The sequence below is a fragment of the Extensimonas perlucida genome, assembly GCF_007655255.1.
Lineage (GTDB): Bacteria > Pseudomonadota > Gammaproteobacteria > Burkholderiales > Burkholderiaceae_C > Extensimonas > Extensimonas perlucida.
Map to the genome: position 1 here is coordinate 85981 of NZ_VMYE01000003.1, position 18622 is coordinate 104602.

An 18622-nucleotide genomic window follows, 5' to 3' on the forward strand; every position below is an offset into this window, starting at 1 on the left:
ACGCATCGGCCGAACGGCAAAGAAAACACCACATGGGGGCAGCAGACTGCCTTTCAAGCATGTAGCGTCATTTGTTCTGAACAGTCCGGGCGCCGCTCACCACGCCGGCACCGGCTGCGCGAAGCCGCGCGGCGCCTCGCGCTCGTCATCGAAGCTCACGAGCTCCCACGCGCTGCGCTCGGCCAGCAGCGCGCGCAGCAACTGGTTGTTGAGCGCATGACCCGAGCGGAATGCGCTGTAGGCCGCGAGCAGCGGCTTGCCCAGCAGATACAGGTCGCCCATGGCGTCGAGGATCTTGTGCTTGACGAATTCGTCGTCGTAGCGCAGGCCCTCGCTGTTGAGCACCTTGTAGTCGTCCATGACGATGGCGTTGTCCAGGCCGCCGCCCAGCGCGAGGCCGTTGGCGCGCATCATCTCGACGTCGCGCGTGAAGCCGAAGGTGCGCGCGCGTGCGATGTCGCGGCTGTAGCGGCCCGAGCCCAGGTCGAACTCGACGCGCTGGCCCGTGGCATCGACGGCGGGGTGGTCGAAATCGATCTCGAAGCTGAGCTTGAAGCCGTGGTAGGGATCAAGGCGCGCCCATTTGGCCTGCACGCCCTCGCCTTCGCGCACTTCGACGGGGCACAGCACACGAATGAAGCGCCGCGGTGCGTTTTGCAGCACGATGCCGGCACTTTGCAGCAAAAAGACGAACGATGCGGCCGAGCCGTCGAGGATGGGCACCTCTTCGGCCGTAATGTCCACGTAAAGATTGTCCAGCCCCAGGCCCGCGCAGGCCGACATCAGGTGCTCCACGGTGTGCACCTTGGCGTGGCCGCTGCCTATGGTCGAGGCCATGCGCGTGTCGGTGACGGCCTCGGCGCTGACCGGAATGTCCACGGGCTCGGGCAGGTCGATGCGGCGAAACACGATGCCCGTATCGGGCGGAGCCGGACGCAGCGTGAGCTCCACGCGCTGCCCGCTGTGCAGGCCTACGCCCACGGCGCGGGTCAGGGTCTTGAGGGTGCGTTGCTGGAGCATGGCGCAATTTTACGCCGCCATGACAGCACGCACTTGCGCTCTGCCACTATCGCCGTGATAGCTATTTAGGCAGATCAGTCGGCCTGTTTGCGCAGATATGCGGGGATTTCGACCTCCTCCATGCCGCCCATGGAAAGCGCATCCACGCGCGCTGCCGCCGTAGAGGCAGCACGGTTGTTGCGCCATACGCTGGGCGTCTTCATGTTGCCGTAGTCGGTGGGTATGCCGGACACGACCGCTGCGGGGGCAACGCCGCCGCCGGGCATGGCAAAGGACAGGTTGTCCGTGCCGGTGCGCAGGCCACCCTGCACCACCGAAATCGGCTGGCGGCGCGTGTTCGGGCGCGACAGCCCCGTGGCCACCACGGTCACGCGGATGGCGTCGCCCAGGCTGTCGTCGTAGGCCGCACCGAAGATCACGTGCGCATCGGGCGAGGCATAGGCGTTGATGGTGTTCATGGCCAGGCGCGACTCGGACAGCTTGAGGCTGCCCTTGCTTGCCGTGACCAGCACCAGCACGCCCTTGGCGCCCGACAGGTCTATGCCTTCGAGCAGCGGGCAGGCGATGGCCTGCTCGGCGGCGATACGCGCGCGGTCGGGCCCGGTGGCCGTGGCCGTGCCCATCATGGCCTTGCCCGGCTCGCCCATGACGGTGCGCACGTCCTCGAAGTCCACGTTCACCTGGCCGTACTCGTTGATGATCTCGGCAATGCCGCCCACGGCATTCTTGAGCACGTCGTTGGCGTGCGCGAAGGCTTCGTCCTGTGTGATGTCGTCGCCCAGCACTTCGAGCAGCTTTTCGTTGAGCACAACGATGAGCGAATCGACGTTGGCCTCGAGTTCGGCCAGGCCGCTGTCGGCATTGTTCATGCGGCGCCCGCCCTCCCATTCGAAGGGCTTGGTGACCACGCCCACGGTGAGGATGCCCATTTCCTTGGCCACGCGCGCGATCACCGGCGCGGCGCCCGTGCCCGTGCCACCGCCCATGCCTGCGGTGATGAACAGCATGTGCGCGCCGCTGATGGCGCTGCGGATGTCCTCCACGGCCGCTTCGGCGGCGTCGCGCCCCTTGTCGGGCTTGCTGCCCGCGCCCAGGCCGCTCTGGCCGAGCTGGATGACGCGGTGCGCCGAGCTGCGCGTGAGCGCCTGCGAGTCGGTGTTCGCGGCGATGAACTCCACCCCCTGTACCTGGCGGCCGATCATGTGCTCGACGGCATTGCTGCCGCCGCCGCCCACGCCGATCACCTTGATCTGGGTGCCCTGGTTGAACTCTTCGACTTCAATCATTTCGATGCTCATGGCCTTGCTCCTTGGGATGTGACGCGCTGGTTTCGCGTGTGTGCGGATGGAAGAAAAAAGGAAAGGAAAACAAAAAACGGTGGCAACAAGGGGGCGCTGCAGTGCGCGGCGGGCCGGTGCTGCGCCAGCGGCCGCGCGGAATGCGGCGGCGCGGGCCGCGCGGGTGCCAGATGGTGGGCTGCATGGTCAGAAGTTCCCCACGATGAAGTCCTTGACGCGGCCCAGCATGGTCTTCATGGAGCCGCTTTTCTGCGCCACCTTGAAGCCGCGCAGGCGCGCCAGGCGCGCTTCTTCGAGCAGGCCCATGACGGTGGCGGCGCGCGGCTGCGCGACCATGTCGGCGAGCGCGCTCGCATACTTGGGCACGCCGCGGCGCACGGGCTTGAGGAAGATGTCCTCGCCGAGCTCGACCATGCCGGGCATGACGCTGCTGCCGCCCGTGAGCACTATGCCCGAGGAGAGCACCTCCTCGTAGCCCGACTCGCGCACCACCTGCTGCACGAGCGCGAAAATTTCTTCCACGCGCGGCTCGATCACGCCGGCCAGCGCCTGCTTGCCGAGCATGCGCGGGCCGCGGTCGCCCAGGCCGGGCACCTCGACCTGCGCCTCGGGGTCGGCGAGCAGCTGTTTGGCGCAGCCGCTTTCGACCTTGATGTCTTCGGCGTCCTTGGTGGGGGTGCGCAGCGCCATCGCGATGTCGCTCGTGATGAGGTCGCCCGCGATCGGGATCACCGCCGTGTGGCGGATCGCGCCGCCCGTGAAAATGGCCACGTCGGTGGTGCCCGCGCCGATGTCCACCACGGCCACGCCGAGCTCGCGTTCGTCGTCGGTGAGCACGGCCTGGCTCGATGCCAGCGGATTGAGCAGCAGCTGCTCGACCTCGAGGCCGCAGCGGCGCACGCACTTGATGATGTTTTCGGCCGCGCTCTGCGCGCCGGTCACGATGTGCACCTTGGCTTCGAGGCGGATGCCGCTCATGCCGATGGGCTCTTTCACGTCCTGGCCGTCGATCACGAACTCCTGCGGCTCGACGAGCAGCAGACGCTGGTCGGAGGAGATGTTCACGGCCTTGGCCGTCTCGACCACGCGCGCCACGTCGGCGGGCGTGACCTCTTTGTCCTTGACGGCGACCATGCCGCTGGAGTTCAGGCCGCGGATGTGGCTGCCCGTGATGCCGGTATAGACGCGCTGGATCTTGCAGTCGGCCATGAACTCGGCCTCTTTGAGCGCCTGCTGGATGCTTTGCACGGTGGCCTCGATGTTCACCACCACGCCGCGCTTGAGGCCGTTGCTCGGCGCCACGCCCAGGCCCGCGAGCTTGAGCTCGCCCGTGGGCAGCACCTCGGCCACCACGGCCATGATCTTGGCCGTGCCTATGTCCAGCCCCACCACCACATCTTTGTATTCTCTTGCCATCTCAGTGCCTGCCTTTGTCGATGTTTTCGCTTTGCCCGCGCTGCCCACTCTTGCCACTTTTTGGCTTCGCGCCTGGCGGCGCGCCCTCGGTCACGGTGCTCACGCCGCGCAGGCGCAGCGCGTAGCCGCTCGGGTAGCGCAGGTCGGCCGACTCCAGTGCATCGACGCGCCGGCCGTAGTGCGCGGCCACCGACGTGACGGTGCGCACGAAGCGCTGCGCGCGCTGCACCAGCTCCTGCGGCGTGCCGCTGCCGAGCTCGACCACGGCGCCGCTGTCCAGCGTGGCGCGCCAGCCGCCGCGCCCGCTTTGCGCGAGCGTCTGCACCTGCAGCCCGAGCGGCGCGAACACCGGCTGTAGCAGCGCGTGCACCTGCAACATTTCGAGCGCGTGGCCCTCGGGCGCGATGAGGCGCGGCAGGTCTTCATCGACCATGTCTGTGTTCACCTCGAACACCTCACCCTCGCGGTCCACCATGGTGGTGCTGCCTTCGGGGCCCCAATAGGCCACCGGGCGGTATTCCTGCAGGTGCACACGCAGGCTGGCCGGGAATTCACGCCGCACCGTGGCCGTGCGCACCCAGGGCACCTGCTCGAAGGCCGCGCGCACGGCATGCAAGTCCATGGTGAAAAAATTGCCCGTAAGTTGTGGCGCGACGTTGGCGCGCAGCGTGACCGGGTTGTTGTGCTCGAGCTCGCCCTCGACAACGATGCGTGTGAGCGCAAATGCCGGCGCGTGCAGCACGCGCCAGACCAGCGCCGCCAGCAGCAGCGCGGCGCAGCCCACGAACACGACCGATGCGGTCAGGTTCATGAGCTTGACATCCGGCGGCACGGGCAGCGGGGCATTCATTGCGGTGCGCCTCCCCAGGTGGCGCCGGGCGGCGTGTCCAGCGTGGCGGTGGCGAGCAGGGCCAGGCACAGGTCTTCGTAGCTGAGGCCCGCGGCGCGCGCCGCCATGGGCACGAGCGAGTGGCCCGTCATGCCCGGCGAGGTGTTGATTTCGAGCAAAAAGGGCATGCGGTCGCCTTCCCGCACCATGATGTCGGCGCGCGCCCAGCCGCGGCAGCCCAGGCTGCGGTAGGCCGCGAGCGCCAGCTCCTGCAGCGCATGCTCCTCGGCCTCGGGCAGGCCGCTCGGGCAGTGGTACTGCGTGTCGTCGGTGAAGTATTTGTGCTGGTAGTCGTAGTTGCCGCCGGGCGCAAGGATGCGGATCAGCGGCAGCGCGCGCGCCTGTGCGCCCGTGCCGAGCACAGCGCAGGTGGTTTCGTCGCCTGCGATGAACTGCTCGCACAACACCTCGGGGTCGTAGCGCGCGGCGAGCGCGTAGGCGGCGGCGCACTCGTGCGGCAGGTGCACCTTGGTAAGGCCTATGGTCGAGCCTTCGCGCGCGGGCTTGACGATCATGGGCGCGCCCAGCGCCTGCAGCGCCTGCACGGTTTCGTCGGCGCTGGCCACCTGACGCCAGTCGGGCGTGGGCAGGCCGTCGGCGCGCCACAGGCGCTTGGTCATGGTCTTGTCCATGGCCACGCTCGAAGCGAGCACGCCCGAGCCGGTGTAGGGAATGCCCAGCAGCTCGAGCGCGCCCTGCACCGTGCCGTCCTCGCCGTGGCGGCCGTGCAGCGCTATGAAGCAGCGCGCAAAGCCCTGCTGCCTGAGCGCGCCGAGCTCCTGCGTGGCCGGGTCGAACGCATGCGCATCGACGCCGCGCACGCGCAGCGCCTGCAGCACGCCCTGGCCCGACATCAGCGAGATGTCGCGCTCGGCCGAGGTGCCGCCCAGGAGCACGGCAACCTTGCCCAGTGCGGCCACGTCGATACTGTGGAGTTTGAGGTCAAAATGGCTCATAGCGCTTGTTCCACCTGCGCAAGCAGCTCCTTGGGTTGTAGCAATGCGACGACTTTCGCGGGCACGGCCCCGATCGAGCCCGCGCCCATGCACAGCACCACGTCACCGGCGCGCGCGTTTGCGGCGATGGCCTGCGGCAGCTCGGCCACGTCGGCGATGAACACGGGCTCCACCTTGCCGGCCACGCGCAGCGCGCGCGCGAGCGTGCGCCCGTCGGCTGCGACCACGGGCGCCTCGCCCGCGGCATAGACCTCGGTGAGCAGCACGGCGTCTGCGCTGCCGATGACCTGCACGAAGTCCTCGAAGCAGTCGCGCGTGCGGCTGTAGCGGTGCGGCTGGAAGGCCAGCACCAGGCGCCGGCCCGGAAACGCGCCGCGCGCCGCCGCGAGCGTGGCCGCCATCTCGGCCGGGTGGTGGCCGTAGTCGTCGATCAGCGTGAACCTGCCGCCACCCTGCGCGGGCAGCTCGCCATAGCGCTGAAAGCGCCGTCCCACGCCCTTGAAGCCCGCGAGCGCGCGCAGCACGGCCTCGTCGGGAATGTTGAGCTCGACCGCGACGGCGATGGCGGCGAGCGCGTTGAGCACGTTGTGCGCGCCCGCGAGGTTGAGCACCACGTCGAGGTCGGGCAGCTGCACGCCGTTGCGCCGCTGCACCGTGAAGCGCATCTGCCCGCCTTCGGCGCGCACCTCGACGGCGCGCACCTGCGCGTCCTCGGCAAAGCCGTAGCTCGTGACCGGGCAGGTCACTTCGGGCAAGATCTCGCGCACCGCGGGGCTTTCGAGGCACAAAATGGCCGCGCCGTAAAACGGCATACGGTGCAGAAACTCGACGAAGGCTTTTTTCAGCCGCCCGAAGTCGTGCCCGTAGGTTTCCATGTGGTCGGCGTCGATGTTGGTGACCACGGCCATCACGGGCAGCAGGTTGAGGAAGGACGCGTCGGATTCGTCGGCCTCGACCACGATGTAGTCGCCCTGACCCAGGCGCGCGTTCGCGCCCGCGCTGTTCAGGCGCCCGCCGATCACGAAGGTCGGGTCCAGCCCGGCCTCGGCAAGCACGCTGGTCACGAGGCTGGTGGTCGTGGTCTTGCCGTGCGTGCCCGCGATCGCGATGCCACGCTTGAGGCGCATGAGCTCGGCCAGCATGAGCGCGCGCGGCACCACGGGAATCTTGCGCGCGCGCGCCGCGACCACCTCGGGGTTGTCGGGCTTGACCGCGGTGGAGGTGACCACGGCGTCGGCGTCGGCGATGTGCGCGGCGTCGTGCCCCACCGCAGTGCGTATGCCCAGGGCCGCGAGGCGGCGCAGCGTGGCGCTGTCGGCCTGGTCCGAGCCCGAAATGGCGTAGCCCAGGTTATGCAGCACTTCGGCAATGCCGCTCATGCCGGCGCCGCCGATGCCGACGAAGTGGATGTGGCGGATGGCGTGCTTCATGCGGCGAACTCCTCGCACGCGGCGACGATGGCCTGTGTGGCTTCTGTTTTTTGCATCATTTTGGCCTTTTGCGCAGTGTTCATCAGCGTGAGGCGATCTAGATTCGATAGCATTGTGGCGAGTTTTTCAGGGCTCAATTCCTGCTGCGGCACGAGCCAGCCGCCGCCCGCGTCGGTCAGAAAGCGCGCATTGCGCGTCTGGTGGTCATCGACCGCGAACGGAAAGGGCACGAAGATCGCGGCCGCGCCCACGGCGGCGATCTCGGTCACGGTGCTCGCGCCCGCGCGGCAGACGATCACGTCGGCGGTGGCAAAGGCGCTCGCCGTGTCCTCGATGAAGGGCGTGAGTTCGGCCTGCACACCCGCAGCGGCGTAGTGCGCGCGCAGGGCTTCGAGCTGCGCGGCGCCGCTTTGGTGCGTGACCCGCGGACGGGCTTCGGGCGCCATCAGCGCGAGCGCCTGCGGCACGATCTCATTGAGCGCGCGCGCCCCCAGGCTGCCGCCCACCACGAGCAAGCGCAGCGGGCCATTGCGATCGGCAAAGCGCGCGGCGGGCGCGGGTTGGCGCAAAAACGCCTCCCGCAGCGGGTTGCCCACCCACTGCGCGCCCGGCAGCGCCTCGGGGAAGGCCGTGAACACACGATCCGCCAGGCGCGCGAGCAGCTTGTTCGCCATGCCGGCGATGGAGTTTTGCTCGTGCAGCACCAGCGGCTTGCGCGCCAGCGCGGCCATGAGCCCGCCCGGAAAGCTGATGTAGCCGCCCAGCCCCACGACCACGTCGGGCTGCACGCGGCGCAGCACCGCGCGCGCTTGCGCGAGCGCACGCAGCAGGCGCCCCGGCAGGCGCACCAGCGTACCCAGGCCCTTGCCGCGCACACCAGAAAAATCCACCGCCTCGAAGGCGAAGCCCTGCGGCACGACGAGGCGCTCTTCCATGCTGCCGGGCGCGCCCAGCCAGTGCACGGCAAAGCCGCGCGCACGCAGCGCCTGCGCCACGGCCAGGCCCGGAAAGATATGCCCGCCCGTGCCGCCCGCCATGATGAGGGCCGTCTTGCGCGTCATACGCGGCCTCCGCGCACCGGCGCTGCGCGCCTTGCAGCGCTTGCGCGCTGCCGCAGCTTGTTTTGCCGAAACAAACTGCTCATACGCGGCCTCCGCGCATGAGCAGTTTGTTTTCATAGTCCACCCTCAAAACCACCGCGAGCGCGACGAGGTTCATGAGGATGGCCGAGCCGCCGAAGCTCATCAGCGGCAGCGTCAGGCCCTTGGTGGGCAGGGCGCCGAGGTTCACGCCCATGTTGATGAAGCTCTGAAAGCCGATCCAGATCGCTACGCCCTGCGCGACCAGCCCCGCGAACACGCGGTCCAGCGCGATCGCCTGGCGGCCTATGTGCATGATGCGGCGCGTCAGCCAGAAAAAGAGCACGATCAGCGTCAGCACGCCGACGAGGCCAAACTCTTCCCCGATCACCGAGAGCAGGAAGTCGGTGTGCGCCTCGGGCAGCCAGTTCAGCTTTTCCACGCTGTTGCCCAGGCCCACGCCAAAAATGCGCCCGCGGCCGATGGCGATCAGCGCGTGCGAGAGCTGGTAGCCCTTGCCCAGCGCGTGCTCCATGCTCCAGGGGTCAAGGTAGGCGAAGATGCGCTCGCGCCGCCAGGGCGACAGGCCGATCATGAGCCCGAAGGCGACGACGAGGATCAGCGCGATCACGAAGAACATGCGCGCATTCACCCCGCCGAGGAACAAAATGCCCATGGCGATCACGGCGATCACCAAAAACGCGCCCATGTCGGGCTCGGCCAGCAACAGCATGCCCACCACGGCCACGGCCGCGCCCATGGGTAGCACGGCGCGAAAAAAGCGCTCCTTGACCTCCATCTTGCGCACCATGTAGTCGCTCGCGTAGATCACCACGGCGAGCTTGGCGAGCTCGGACGGCTGGAAATTCATGATGCCCAGCGGCAGCCAACGGCGCGCGCCGTTGACCACCGTGCCCACGTGCGGGATCAGCACCAGGATGAGCAGCATCAGCGCGGCGATGAACAGCCAGGGCGCGACGCGCTCCCAGGTGTTCATGGACACCTGAAACGCCAGCAGCGCCGCAACAAAGCCCAGGCCCAGCGCAATCGCGTGGCGCATGACGAAATGCGTGTGCGCGATCTTGCCGAAGCGCGGGTTGTCGGGCAGCGCGATCGAGGCCGAATACACCATCACCAGTCCCCAGGCGAGCAACGCCACCACCACCCACAGCAAGGTCTGATCAAACCCCAGCACGCGCGCGGGTGTGGCGCTGGTCTGGCGGTACTCGGTGCCACCTACGCGCACGGGCAGGCGGTCCGCGGCCTGCGCCGGCATACCGCCGAAGCGCGCGCCAGCCCAGGCGGCAAAACGCTGCCAGAGGCTCATGGATTCGAGCACGCGGCTCATGCCATGCCCTCCATATCCTGCCCCGCGTCCAGTGCGAGCGCGCGCACCGCCGCGCGGAACACCTCGGCGCGGTGCGCGTAGTCGCGGAACATGTCCAGACTCGCGCAGGCCGGCGAGAGCAGCACGGCGTCGCCCGCTTGCGCGTGCTGCGCGGCCTGCTGCACGGCCTCGGGCAGGCTCGCAGCGTCGCGCAGCGGCACGCCCGTGCCCTGCAGCGCGGCGCGGATGCGCGGCGCATCGCGGCCGATCAGAAACACGGCGCGCGCGTGCCGCGCCACGGGCTGGGCGAGCGGCGTGAAGTCTTGCCCCTTGCCTTCGCCGCCCAAAATCAGCACGATGCGGCGCTCGGCCCCTAGGAGCCTGTCGGACTTTGGAATCGTCGGCTGCGAATGCGCCGCAGCGGCCCATTTTTTACCGTCTTCTTGCCCCATAGCACCACTATGGGGCTGCGAATCCGGCAAAAACTGGCCTCGCTGGGGCGCATTCTCGCTTTCGACGCCCAAAGCCCGACAGGCTCCTAGGCCACTGAGCGCGGCCACGGTCGCGCCCACGTTGGTGCCCTTGCTGTCGTCGAAATACTCGACCCCGGCGACGATGGCCACGGGCTCCACGCGGTGCGGCTCGCCGCGGTACTCGCGCAGGCCATAGAGCATGGGCGCGAGGCCGCAGCCCGCAGCAGTAGCAAGCGCGAGCGCGGCGAGCGCGTTCACGGCGTTGTGGCGCCCACGGATGCGCAGCGCGTCGGCGGGCATGAGGCGCTGCAGCTGCAGCGGCGTCTGTGCGTCGGCGTCGCTGCCCGCCCGCGCACGGCGGCGCGGCGCAGCGTTTTCGGTGTTTTCCTGCGGCTGCGCGCGCACGAGCCAGGCCATGCCGTGTACCACCTCGATGCCGAAGTCGCCCGCGCGGCGCGGCAGGTCGCCGCCGAAGGTCAGGTAGGCGCGCTGCGGCGCCGCTTGCGCCCGCGCCTTGCCCACGGCAGCGTTGGATGCAGCCGGCGCCACGACGGGCAGCATCTGCATCACCAGCGGGTCTTCGCGGTTCAGCACCATGAGCGCGTGCCGGCCGAAGATGCGCGCCTTGGCCGCCGCGTAGCTTTGCAGGCTGCCGTGCCAGTCAAGATGGTCTTGCGTGATGTTGAGCACCGCGGCCGCCGTGGGCTCGAAGCCCTGTACGCCGTCGAGCTGGAAGCTCGAGAGTTCGAGCACCCAGACTTCGGGCAAGCTGCCCGCATCCATGTGTGCGCTCAAGGTGTCGAGCAGCGTCGGCCCGATGTTGCCCGCGACGGCCACGCTTTTGCCCGCGCGCACGACGAGCTGGCCGGTCAGCGAGGTCACCGTGGTCTTGCCGTTGGTGCCCGTGATGGCCAGCACGGCAGGCGCATAGCCGGTCTGCGCACGCAGCGCCTGCAAGCCTTCAGAAAACAAGTCCAATTCGCCCAAAACGCAGATGGATTCTGCGCTGGCAGCTTCTAATAGAGGAGCTATCGACGCCGGACTCAGCCCCGGCGAGCGCAGCACGGCGGCGTAGTTCTGAGCGCGCAGCAGCGCCGCGTCCAGCGCGCCGCTCACGAACGCGACCTGCGGCAGCTCGGCGCGCAGCGTGGTGCGCTGCGGCGGTGCCGCGCGCGTGTCGGCCACCGTGACCTGCGCGCCCAAGCGCGCGCACCAGCGCGCCATCGCCAGGCCCGACGCGCCCAGGCCCAGCACGAGCACGCGCGCGCCCTGCCAGCGCGCGAGCGCCGGGGCAAACTTGGCAAAGGAAGTGGTGGCGGGGTTGTTCATCGCAGTTTCAGGGTCGAAAGCCCCACCAGACACAGCAGCATGGTGATGATCCAAAAGCGCACCACGACCTGCGTTTCCTGCCAGCCTTTTTTCTCGAAGTGGTGGTGCAGCGGCGCCATCTGGAACAGGCGCCGGCCCGCGCCGTAGCGCTTTTTGGTGAACTTGAACCAGCCCACCTGCAGCATCACCGAGAGCGCCTCGACGACGAAGATGCCGCCCATCACGGCAAGCACGATCTCCTGGCGCACGATCACGGCCACCGTGCCCAGCGCCGCGCCGAGCGAGAGCGCGCCCACGTCGCCCATGAACACCTTGGCCGGGTAGGCGTTGAACCACAAAAAGGCCAGCCCCGCGCCCGCGGTGGCCGAGCAAAACACCAGCAGCTCGCCCGCGCCGGGGATGTGCGGAAAGAACAGGTATTTGGAATACACCGCATTGCCCACGACGTAGGCAAACACCCCGAGCGCCGAGCCCACCAAGACCACCGGCATGATGGCCAGGCCGTCGAGCCCGTCGGTGAGGTTCACGGCGTTGCTCGCGCCGACGATGACCAGATAGGTCAGCACGACGAAGCCCCACACGCCCAGCGGGTAGCTGACTTCCTTGAAGAACGGCAGCAGCAGCCCCGCCTTGGGCGGCAGGTCGAGCGCAAAGCCCGATTGCACCCAGGTGATGAACAGCTCCAGCACGCGCACGTTGGAATTGCCGGAAATCGCGAACACCAGGTACAGCGCCGCGAGCAGGCCGATCAGCGACTGCCAGAAATACTTCTCGCGCGAGCGCATGCCCTCGGGGTCTTTGCGCACCACCTTGCGCCAGTCGTCCACCCAGCCGATCGCGCCAAAGCCCAGCGTAACCACGAGCACGATCCAGACGAAGCGGTTCGACAGATCGGCCCACAGCAGCGTGGACGCCGTGAGTGCGAGCAAGATCAGCACGCCGCCCATGGTGGGCGTGCCGCTTTTCACGAGGTGCGACTGCATCGCGTATTCGCGCACGGGCTGGCCGATCTTGAGCGCAGTGAGGAGCCGGATCACCTTGGGCCCCGCGGCCAGCCCGATGAGCAGCGCCGTGAGCGCGGCCATCACGGCGCGAAAGCTCAGGTACTGGAACACGCGCAGGAACCCGAACTCGGGCGACCAGCCCTGCAGCCATTGCGCGAGCCAGATCAGCATGCGGCACCTGCGGCCCCGGCTGGGGATGAAGGGGATGAAGTGGCAGCGGCCACTGCAGCCGCGCTGACCGGCGTGGGCGCGGCGGCCTCGACGCTGGCCGCGAGGGCCTGCACCACCTGTTCCATTTTCATGAAGCGCGATCCTTTCACGAGCACACTGCCAAGGTTTGGCAAAGCGGCGCGCACGGCGCCCTGCAATGCCGCCATGCTGTCGAAATGCCGGCCCGCGCCGCAGCCTTCCGGGTCGAAGGCGCGCACCGCGTGCGCGGCGAGCTCGCCCAGCGCATAAATCCCGCTGATGCCCGCGGCGCGCGCCTGGGCGCCGGCCTCGGCGTGGAACTGCGGGCCTTGCGTGCCCACTTCGCCCATGTCGCCGAGCACGAGCAGCTGTGGCGCGGGCAACTCGGCAAGCACGGCGATGGCCGCGCGCACAGAGTCGGGGTTGGCGTTGTAGCTGTCATCGACCACCGTGATCTCGCGCCCGCCAAACTGCAGGCCGAACGCACGCGAACGCCCCGCCACGGGCCGAAAGGCCGCGAGCCCCTGCGCGATGGCGTCCGGCGGCACCCCCGCGGCGAACGCGCAGGCCGCAGCGGCGAGCGCGTTCATCACGTTGTGGCGCCCCGCGATATGCAGCCGGCAGGCGAGCGGCCCCGCGGGCGTGCGCATTTGCACGCTCCAGGCGGCTTGCCGCGCGCCCGGCTGCCCTTGCGTTTCTTCCTGCTCCCAGACGGCGCGCGTGCATTCGAAGTCGGCCCCGGCGCCACCGAAGCTCAGGCAGCGCCGCCCCGCGGCCAGACTGCGCCACAGCGGCGTGTAGGCGTCCTGCGCCGGGAACACGGCCACGCCACTCTCGGGCAGCGCGGCCAGCACGGCGCCGTTTTCGCACGCCACGGCCTCCACGGTGTGCATGAATTCGAGGTGCTCGCGCTGCGCGTTGTTGACCAGCGCCACCGTGGGGCGCACCAGCTCGGCCAGGTAGGCGATTTCGCCCGGGTGGTTCATGCCCAGCTCGACCACGCCCACGCGGTGCGCGGCCGTGAGGCGCAGCAGGGTTTGCGGCACGCCGATGGCGTTGTTGAGGTTGCCGCGCGTGGCAAAGGCCGCCTCACCCGCGTAGGCGGCAAGGATGCACGCGATCATCTGCGTCACCGTGGTCTTGCCGTTGCTTCCCGTGACGGCGATCAGCGGCAGCGTGAACTGCGCGCGCCAGCCCGCGGCGAGCGCGCCCAGCGCGGCCGTGCTGTCGGGCACTTCGATGCCGGGCAGGCCCGCGGCTTCGAGCCCGCGCTCGGCCACCACGGCCACGGCGCCTCGCGCGCGCGCCTGGGGCACAAAGTCGTGCGCGTCGAAACGCGCGCCGCGCAGCGCCACGAACAGGTCGCCCGGCTGCAGCGTGCGCGTGTCGGTGTGTACGCGCTGCAGCACGATGGCTGCCGCGCCCGCCGCATCCACGCCCACGAGCCGCGCCGTGGGCATGCGCGCGCGGATGAAGTCGAAAGCCTGCTGCAGCCGCATCATGCCGAACCCCCACGCGCAGCGAGCGCGGCCTGCGCCTGCGCCAGGTCGGAAAACGGCACACGCCGGCCCGCGATCTCCTGGTAGTCCTCGTGGCCCTTGCCCGCGATCAGCACCACGTCGGCAGCGTCGGCCTCGGCCAGCGCGAGCGCGATCGCGGCGGCGCGGTCGGGCTCGGCGCGCACGGTCTCGCCCGCGATCGTGCCGAGCAGAATCTGGTGGATGATGGCCGCCGGGTCTTCGCGGCGCGGGTTGTCGCTCGTTACCACCACCCAATCGGCGCGGTGCTGCGCCACGGCGCCCATCTGCGGGCGCTTGCCCGCGTCGCGCTCGCCGCCGCAGCCGAACACGCACCACAGCTGCCCGCCGCGCGCCTGCGCCATGGGGCGCAGCGCGAGCAAGACCTGTTCGAGCGCGTCCGGCGTGTGCGCGTAATCGACCACCACGAGCGGCTGCCCGTGCTCGGCCGGCACCTGCTGCATGCGCCCCGGCACGGGCGGCAGCGCCTCGCACGCGCGCAGCGCCTCGGGCAGCGCCACACCCAGGCTGCGCAGCACCGCGAGCACGCCCAGCAGGTTCTGCAGGTTGTAGCGCCCCATCACACGCGGCTGCCAAGGGTGACGCGCCGCGCCTTCGCACACCGTGCAGGCGATGCCCTGCGCGTCGAAGTGCAGGTCCTGCGCCCACAGGCGCGCGCCTGCGGCAGGCGGCTGCTGCGCCACGGGCACGGATACGCCCCAGAGGTCGAGTGCGCAGCCACGCACTTCGCCTTCAAGCTCGGCGTGCAGGCGCGCACCTTGGGCGTCGTCGAGGTGGATCACCGCGGCCTGCAGCCCCGGCCAGTCGAACAGCGTGCGCTTGGCGCACCAGTAGGCGTCCATGTCGCCGTGGTAGTCGAGGTGGTCTTGCGTGAAGTTGGTGAACACCGCGACGCGAATGCGCGTGCCCGCCAGGCGCTGCTCGGCCAGGCCGATCGAGGACGCCTCGATGGCGCAGGCCGCAAGCCCCTCATCGGCCATCTGGCGCAGCGCGCGCTGCAGCCGCACGGGGTCGGGCGTGGTCATGCCAGAGCCTTCGAGCCGGCCTGGCGTTCCCATGCCCAAAGTGCCTATGAGACCGCATCCAGCATGTCCATGCAGCTCTATTTTAGAGAGCGCATGCGCGAGCCACCAGGCGGTGCTGGTCTTGCCGTTGGTACCCGTAATGGCGAGCACGTCGAGCTGCGCCGAGGGGTGGCCGAACCACTGCGCGGCGATCTCGCCAGTCGCGGCCTTGAGCCCGGGCAGCGCCGCGATAGCGGCATCGGGGTGGCGCGCAGCGAGCGCAAACGCTTCCACACCATCTTGCTCGACCAGGCAGGCCGCAGCGCCGCGCGCGAGGGCGTCGGCCACATGCGCGCGCCCGTCCGTTGCGGCGCCGGGCCAGGCGATGAAGGCGTCGCCGGGCGCAATCAGGCGGCTGTCGGTCTGCAGCGTGCCGCGCCCGGCAAGCTGCGTGCGCAGCCATTGCACGGCTTCGGCGGCGTCGCGCAAGAGGTGCATCACAGCGGCTCCTCCACGTCGGCGACGATCTGCGGCTTCACATCCATGTCGGGCGGTACGCCCATGAGGCGCAGCGTCTGCTGCACCACCACGCTGAACACCGGCGCGGCGACCAGGCCGCCATAGACCTGGCCGTTGCTCGGCTCGTCGATCATCACCGCGACGATGATGCGCGGCTTGTCGATCGGCGCCATGCCGGTGAACCACGAGCGGTACTTGCCCGAGGCGTAGCCCTTGCCCTGCTGCTTGCGCGCCGTGCCGGACTTGCCGCCCACCGAGTAGCCCACGGTCTGCGCCTTCTGCCCCGTGCCACCCGGGCCAGCGGCCATCTGCAGCATTTTGCGAACCTCGTCGGCCGTGCGCTCGGAAAACACCGGCACGCCGACCGCGGGCGTACTGCTCTTGAGCATGGTGGCCGGAATCACCCGCCCGCCATTGGCAAACACGGTGTACGAGCGCGCCATCTGGAACAAGCTGGCCGAGAGGCCGTAGCCATAGGACATGGTGGCCTGCTCGATCGGGCGCCAGGTCTTGTACGGGCGCAGCCGGCCGCTGACCACGCCGGGGAATGCGAGCTGCGGCTTTTGCCCGAAGCCCGCGGCGGAGAAGGTTTCCCACATTTCGCGCGGCGACATCTGCATCGCGATCTTGGTTGTGCCCACGTTGCTCGACTTCTGGATCACCCCTTGCACGGTGAGCACGCCGTAGTTGTGCGTGTCCGAAATCGTCGAGCCCGTGATGGTGATGCGCCCCGGATTGGTGTCGATGATGGTGTCGGGGCGCACGCGCCCGGTTTCGAGCGCCAGACCGATGGTGAAGGGCTTCATGGTCGAGCCGGGCTCGAACACGTCCGTGAGCGCGCGGTTGCGCAGCTGCTCGCCCGTGAGGTTGCGGCGGTCATCGGGCACGTAGCTTGGGTAATTGGCAAGCGCCAGCACCTCGCCCGTGTGCGCGTCCAGCACCACCACGCTGCCGGCCTTGGCCTTGTGCTCCTGCACCTGGTCGCGCAGCTTCTGGTAGGCAAAGAACTGCACCTTGCTGTCAATGGACAGCTGGATGTCGCGCCCATCGACCGGCGGCATGTCCTCGCCCACGCCTTCGACGATGCGTCCCATGCGGTCCTTGATCACGCGGCGCGAGCCGGGCTTGCCCGCGAGGTCTTGGTTGAAGATCAGCTCCATGCCCTCCTGGCCCCGGTCTTCGACGTTGGTAAAGCCCACGATGTGCGCGGCCGCCTCGCCCTCGGGGTACTGGCGCTTGTATTCCTTGCGCAGGTAGATGCCCTTGATGTCGAGCGCGACGATCTGCTGGCCCACGTCCCAGTCGAGCTGGCGCTTGATCCAGACGAAGGTCTTGTCTTCGTCGGCCAGCTTGCGCTGCAAATCCGAGAGCGACATGCCCAGCAGCTGCGCCAGCTTTGGCAGTTTGGCGCGCACCTCGGGGTCGTCCTGCTCCACGTCCTCGGGGATGGCCCAGATGCTCGCCGCGGGCACGCTCGAAGCCAGCAGCAGGCCGTTGCGGTCCAGGATGCGGCCGCGGTGCGCGGGCAGTTCGAGCGTGCGCGCAAAACGCACCTCGCCCTGGCGCAGAAAAAAGTCGTTTGCGAGCACCTGCACGTAAGCCGCGCGCGCCGCCAGGCCGACGAAGCCCAGCGCGAGCAGCGCGACGATGAGCTTGCTGCGCCACAGCGGCGTGCGGCTGGTGAGCAAGGGGCTCGAGGCATAGCGCACGCTGCGTCTCATGGCCGGGCTCCTTGGCCCGCTTGCGCCGATTCAGCCGCAGACTCCGCCGCCGGATCGGTCACGTACTGCGTGATCGCCGGCGTGGCGGTGCGCATCTGCAGCTGCGTGCGCGCGATTTTTTCCACGCGCAGCGGCGTGGCCTGCGCGCGCTTTTCCACCTGCAGGCGCTGGTGTTCGGTTTCGAGGCGACGCGCCTCGGCCTTGGCGCGGTCGAGCTCGGTGAACAGGCGCCGCGATTCGTACTGCAGGTTGACCACGTAAAACGCGCTCGCCAACACCGCGAGCAGCAGCACGAGGTTCAGGCGCGTCATGCGGGCACCTCCGTGCGCTCGGCCACGCGCAGGATGGCGCTGCGCGCGCGCGGGTTCGCGGCCAGCTCATCCGCGCCGGGGCGTATGCGCCCCAATGCCTTGAGGCGCAGCGGCGCGGGCGCGGCAAACGGTGTGCGCCGGTCGAACGCCTCCTTGGAGTGGTGCGCGATGAACTGCTTGACGATGCGGTCTTCGAGCGAGTGAAAGCTGATCACCACGAGCCGCCCGCCCGGCGCGAGCACCCTGAGGCTCGCCTCTAGCGCTTGTTGCAGCTCCTGCAGTTCGGCGTTGATGAAAATCCGAAAAGCCTGAAAGGTGCGCGTGGCAGGGTGCTGCCCAGGCTCGCGGGTCTTGACCGCGCCAGCCACGAGTTCGGCGAGCTCGCCGGTGCGCGTGAGCGCTCCCTGCTGCGCGCGCCGAGCAACAATCGCCTTTGCAATGGCGCCAGCAAACCGTTCTTCGCCGTAATCACGTACCACCTCCGCAATCTGCCCCTCGTCGGCCTCGGCCAGCCACTGCGCCACGCTCTGGCCGCGCGTGGGGTCCATGCGCATGTCCAGCGGCCCATCGAAACGAAAACTGAAGCCGCGCTCGGCCGCATCGAGCTGCGGCGAGCTCACGCCCAGGTCCATCAGCACGCCGCGGACGCTGCCCGCAGGCAGATCGGCCAGGTGCGCAAAACCCTCGTGGCGAATGGCAAAGCGCGCGTCGTCGATCTGCGCCGCGGCGGCGACGGCCTCGGGGTCTTTGTCGAACGCCAAGAGGCGCGCCTGCGGCCCCAGGCGCTGCAAGATGCGCCGCGCGTGCCCGCCGCGGCCGAAGGTCGCATCGACCCACAGGCCCGCAGGCGCGGGGCCCGCGCCGCCCAACAGGGCTTGCACGGCCTCTTCGAGAAGGACCGTGGTGTGCTGCAGCTGCTGGTTCACCGCGTTCCTCAGAACCTGTTCACGCTCTTTTCATGGGGTACGTTGTCCCGCAAAGGCAGTGGATGCAAGGCGCCCACCGCAAGCCGCACTGATGTGCGGCGAGGATGGGCAACGCTGCAGACGCTGCCTTTGCGGGACAACCCGAAGGGCATGACAGCAAACGGCCACGCTCGTCGTTGCCCGCCTTGCCCAG

The 18622-nt window shown here is 69.0% G+C and carries 15 protein-coding genes; all 15 read right to left on the bottom strand.

The window, feature by feature from the left end; genetic code table 11:
* Nucleotides 1-96: 96 nt before the first annotated feature.
* Nucleotides 97-1020, bottom strand: a complete 924-nt coding sequence (gene lpxC, locus FK527_RS04345) for a UDP-3-O-acyl-N-acetylglucosamine deacetylase (RefSeq protein WP_144730273.1) — start codon at nt 1018-1020, stop codon at nt 97-99.
* A 74-nt stretch (nt 1021-1094) separates the two neighbouring features.
* A complete protein-coding gene (gene ftsZ, locus FK527_RS04350; protein ID WP_144730277.1) occupies nt 1095-2318 on the bottom strand; it encodes a cell division protein FtsZ in 1224 nt (407 codons plus the stop codon).
* 186 nt (nt 2319-2504) lie between these two features.
* On the bottom strand, nt 2505-3734 hold the full coding sequence (gene ftsA, locus FK527_RS04355; protein ID WP_144730280.1) for a cell division protein FtsA: 1230 nt from the start codon (nt 3732-3734) through the stop codon (nt 2505-2507).
* A 1-nt stretch (nt 3735) separates the two neighbouring features.
* Entirely contained in the window at nt 3736-4584 is an 849-nt protein-coding gene (locus FK527_RS04360) for a cell division protein FtsQ/DivIB (RefSeq protein ID WP_144730283.1), read from the bottom strand.
* Entirely contained in the window at nt 4581-5579 is a 999-nt protein-coding gene (locus FK527_RS04365) for a D-alanine--D-alanine ligase (RefSeq protein ID WP_144730286.1), read from the bottom strand. Before FK527_RS04365 ends, FK527_RS04360 begins: the two co-directional genes overlap by 4 nt.
* Complete coding sequence (gene murC / locus FK527_RS04370) at nt 5576-7009, bottom strand: UDP-N-acetylmuramate--L-alanine ligase (RefSeq protein WP_144730289.1); 1434 nt, start codon at nt 7007-7009, stop codon at nt 5576-5578. The genes FK527_RS04365 and murC overlap by 4 nt, the downstream gene beginning before the upstream one ends.
* Nucleotides 7006-8070 (bottom strand): undecaprenyldiphospho-muramoylpentapeptide beta-N-acetylglucosaminyltransferase, encoded by a 1065-nt coding sequence (murG, locus tag FK527_RS04375; RefSeq protein WP_144730292.1) that lies wholly within the window; start codon nt 8068-8070, stop codon nt 7006-7008. Before murG ends, murC begins: the two co-directional genes overlap by 4 nt.
* A gap of 79 nt (nt 8071-8149) precedes the next feature.
* Nucleotides 8150-9415, bottom strand: coding sequence for a putative lipid II flippase FtsW (gene ftsW, locus FK527_RS04380; RefSeq protein WP_246072676.1), 1266 nt, complete (start codon nt 9413-9415; stop codon nt 8150-8152).
* Between the two features lie 17 nt (nt 9416-9432).
* Nucleotides 9433-11217, bottom strand: coding sequence for a Mur ligase family protein (locus tag FK527_RS04390; protein WP_246072670.1), 1785 nt, complete (start codon nt 11215-11217; stop codon nt 9433-9435).
* Nucleotides 11214-12392 carry a phospho-N-acetylmuramoyl-pentapeptide-transferase gene (mraY, locus tag FK527_RS04395; RefSeq protein WP_144730298.1) on the bottom strand — a complete coding sequence of 393 codons (1179 nt, stop codon included), beginning with the start codon at nt 12390-12392 and terminating at the stop codon, nt 11214-11216. Before mraY ends, FK527_RS04390 begins: the two co-directional genes overlap by 4 nt.
* Nucleotides 12386-13912 carry a UDP-N-acetylmuramoyl-tripeptide--D-alanyl-D-alanine ligase gene (locus tag FK527_RS04400; RefSeq protein WP_144730301.1) on the bottom strand — a complete coding sequence of 509 codons (1527 nt, stop codon included), beginning with the start codon at nt 13910-13912 and terminating at the stop codon, nt 12386-12388. Before FK527_RS04400 ends, mraY begins: the two co-directional genes overlap by 7 nt.
* The gene (locus FK527_RS04405; RefSeq protein WP_144730304.1) at nt 13909-15450 is read right to left on the bottom strand and encodes a UDP-N-acetylmuramoyl-L-alanyl-D-glutamate--2,6-diaminopimelate ligase; all 1542 of its coding nucleotides are present in this window, start codon (nt 15448-15450) and stop codon (nt 13909-13911) included. Before FK527_RS04405 ends, FK527_RS04400 begins: the two co-directional genes overlap by 4 nt.
* Nucleotides 15450-17192, bottom strand: coding sequence for a peptidoglycan D,D-transpeptidase FtsI family protein (locus FK527_RS04410; RefSeq protein ID WP_144730307.1), 1743 nt, complete (start codon nt 17190-17192; stop codon nt 15450-15452). Before FK527_RS04410 ends, FK527_RS04405 begins: the two co-directional genes overlap by 1 nt.
* Nucleotides 17189-17503, bottom strand: a complete 315-nt coding sequence (ftsL, locus tag FK527_RS04415; RefSeq protein ID WP_144730310.1) for a cell division protein FtsL — start codon at nt 17501-17503, stop codon at nt 17189-17191. Before ftsL ends, FK527_RS04410 begins: the two co-directional genes overlap by 4 nt.
* Complete coding sequence (gene rsmH / locus FK527_RS04420; protein ID WP_144730313.1) at nt 17500-18429, bottom strand: 16S rRNA (cytosine(1402)-N(4))-methyltransferase RsmH; 930 nt, start codon at nt 18427-18429, stop codon at nt 17500-17502. Before rsmH ends, ftsL begins: the two co-directional genes overlap by 4 nt.
* Nucleotides 18430-18622 lie beyond the last annotated feature (193 nt).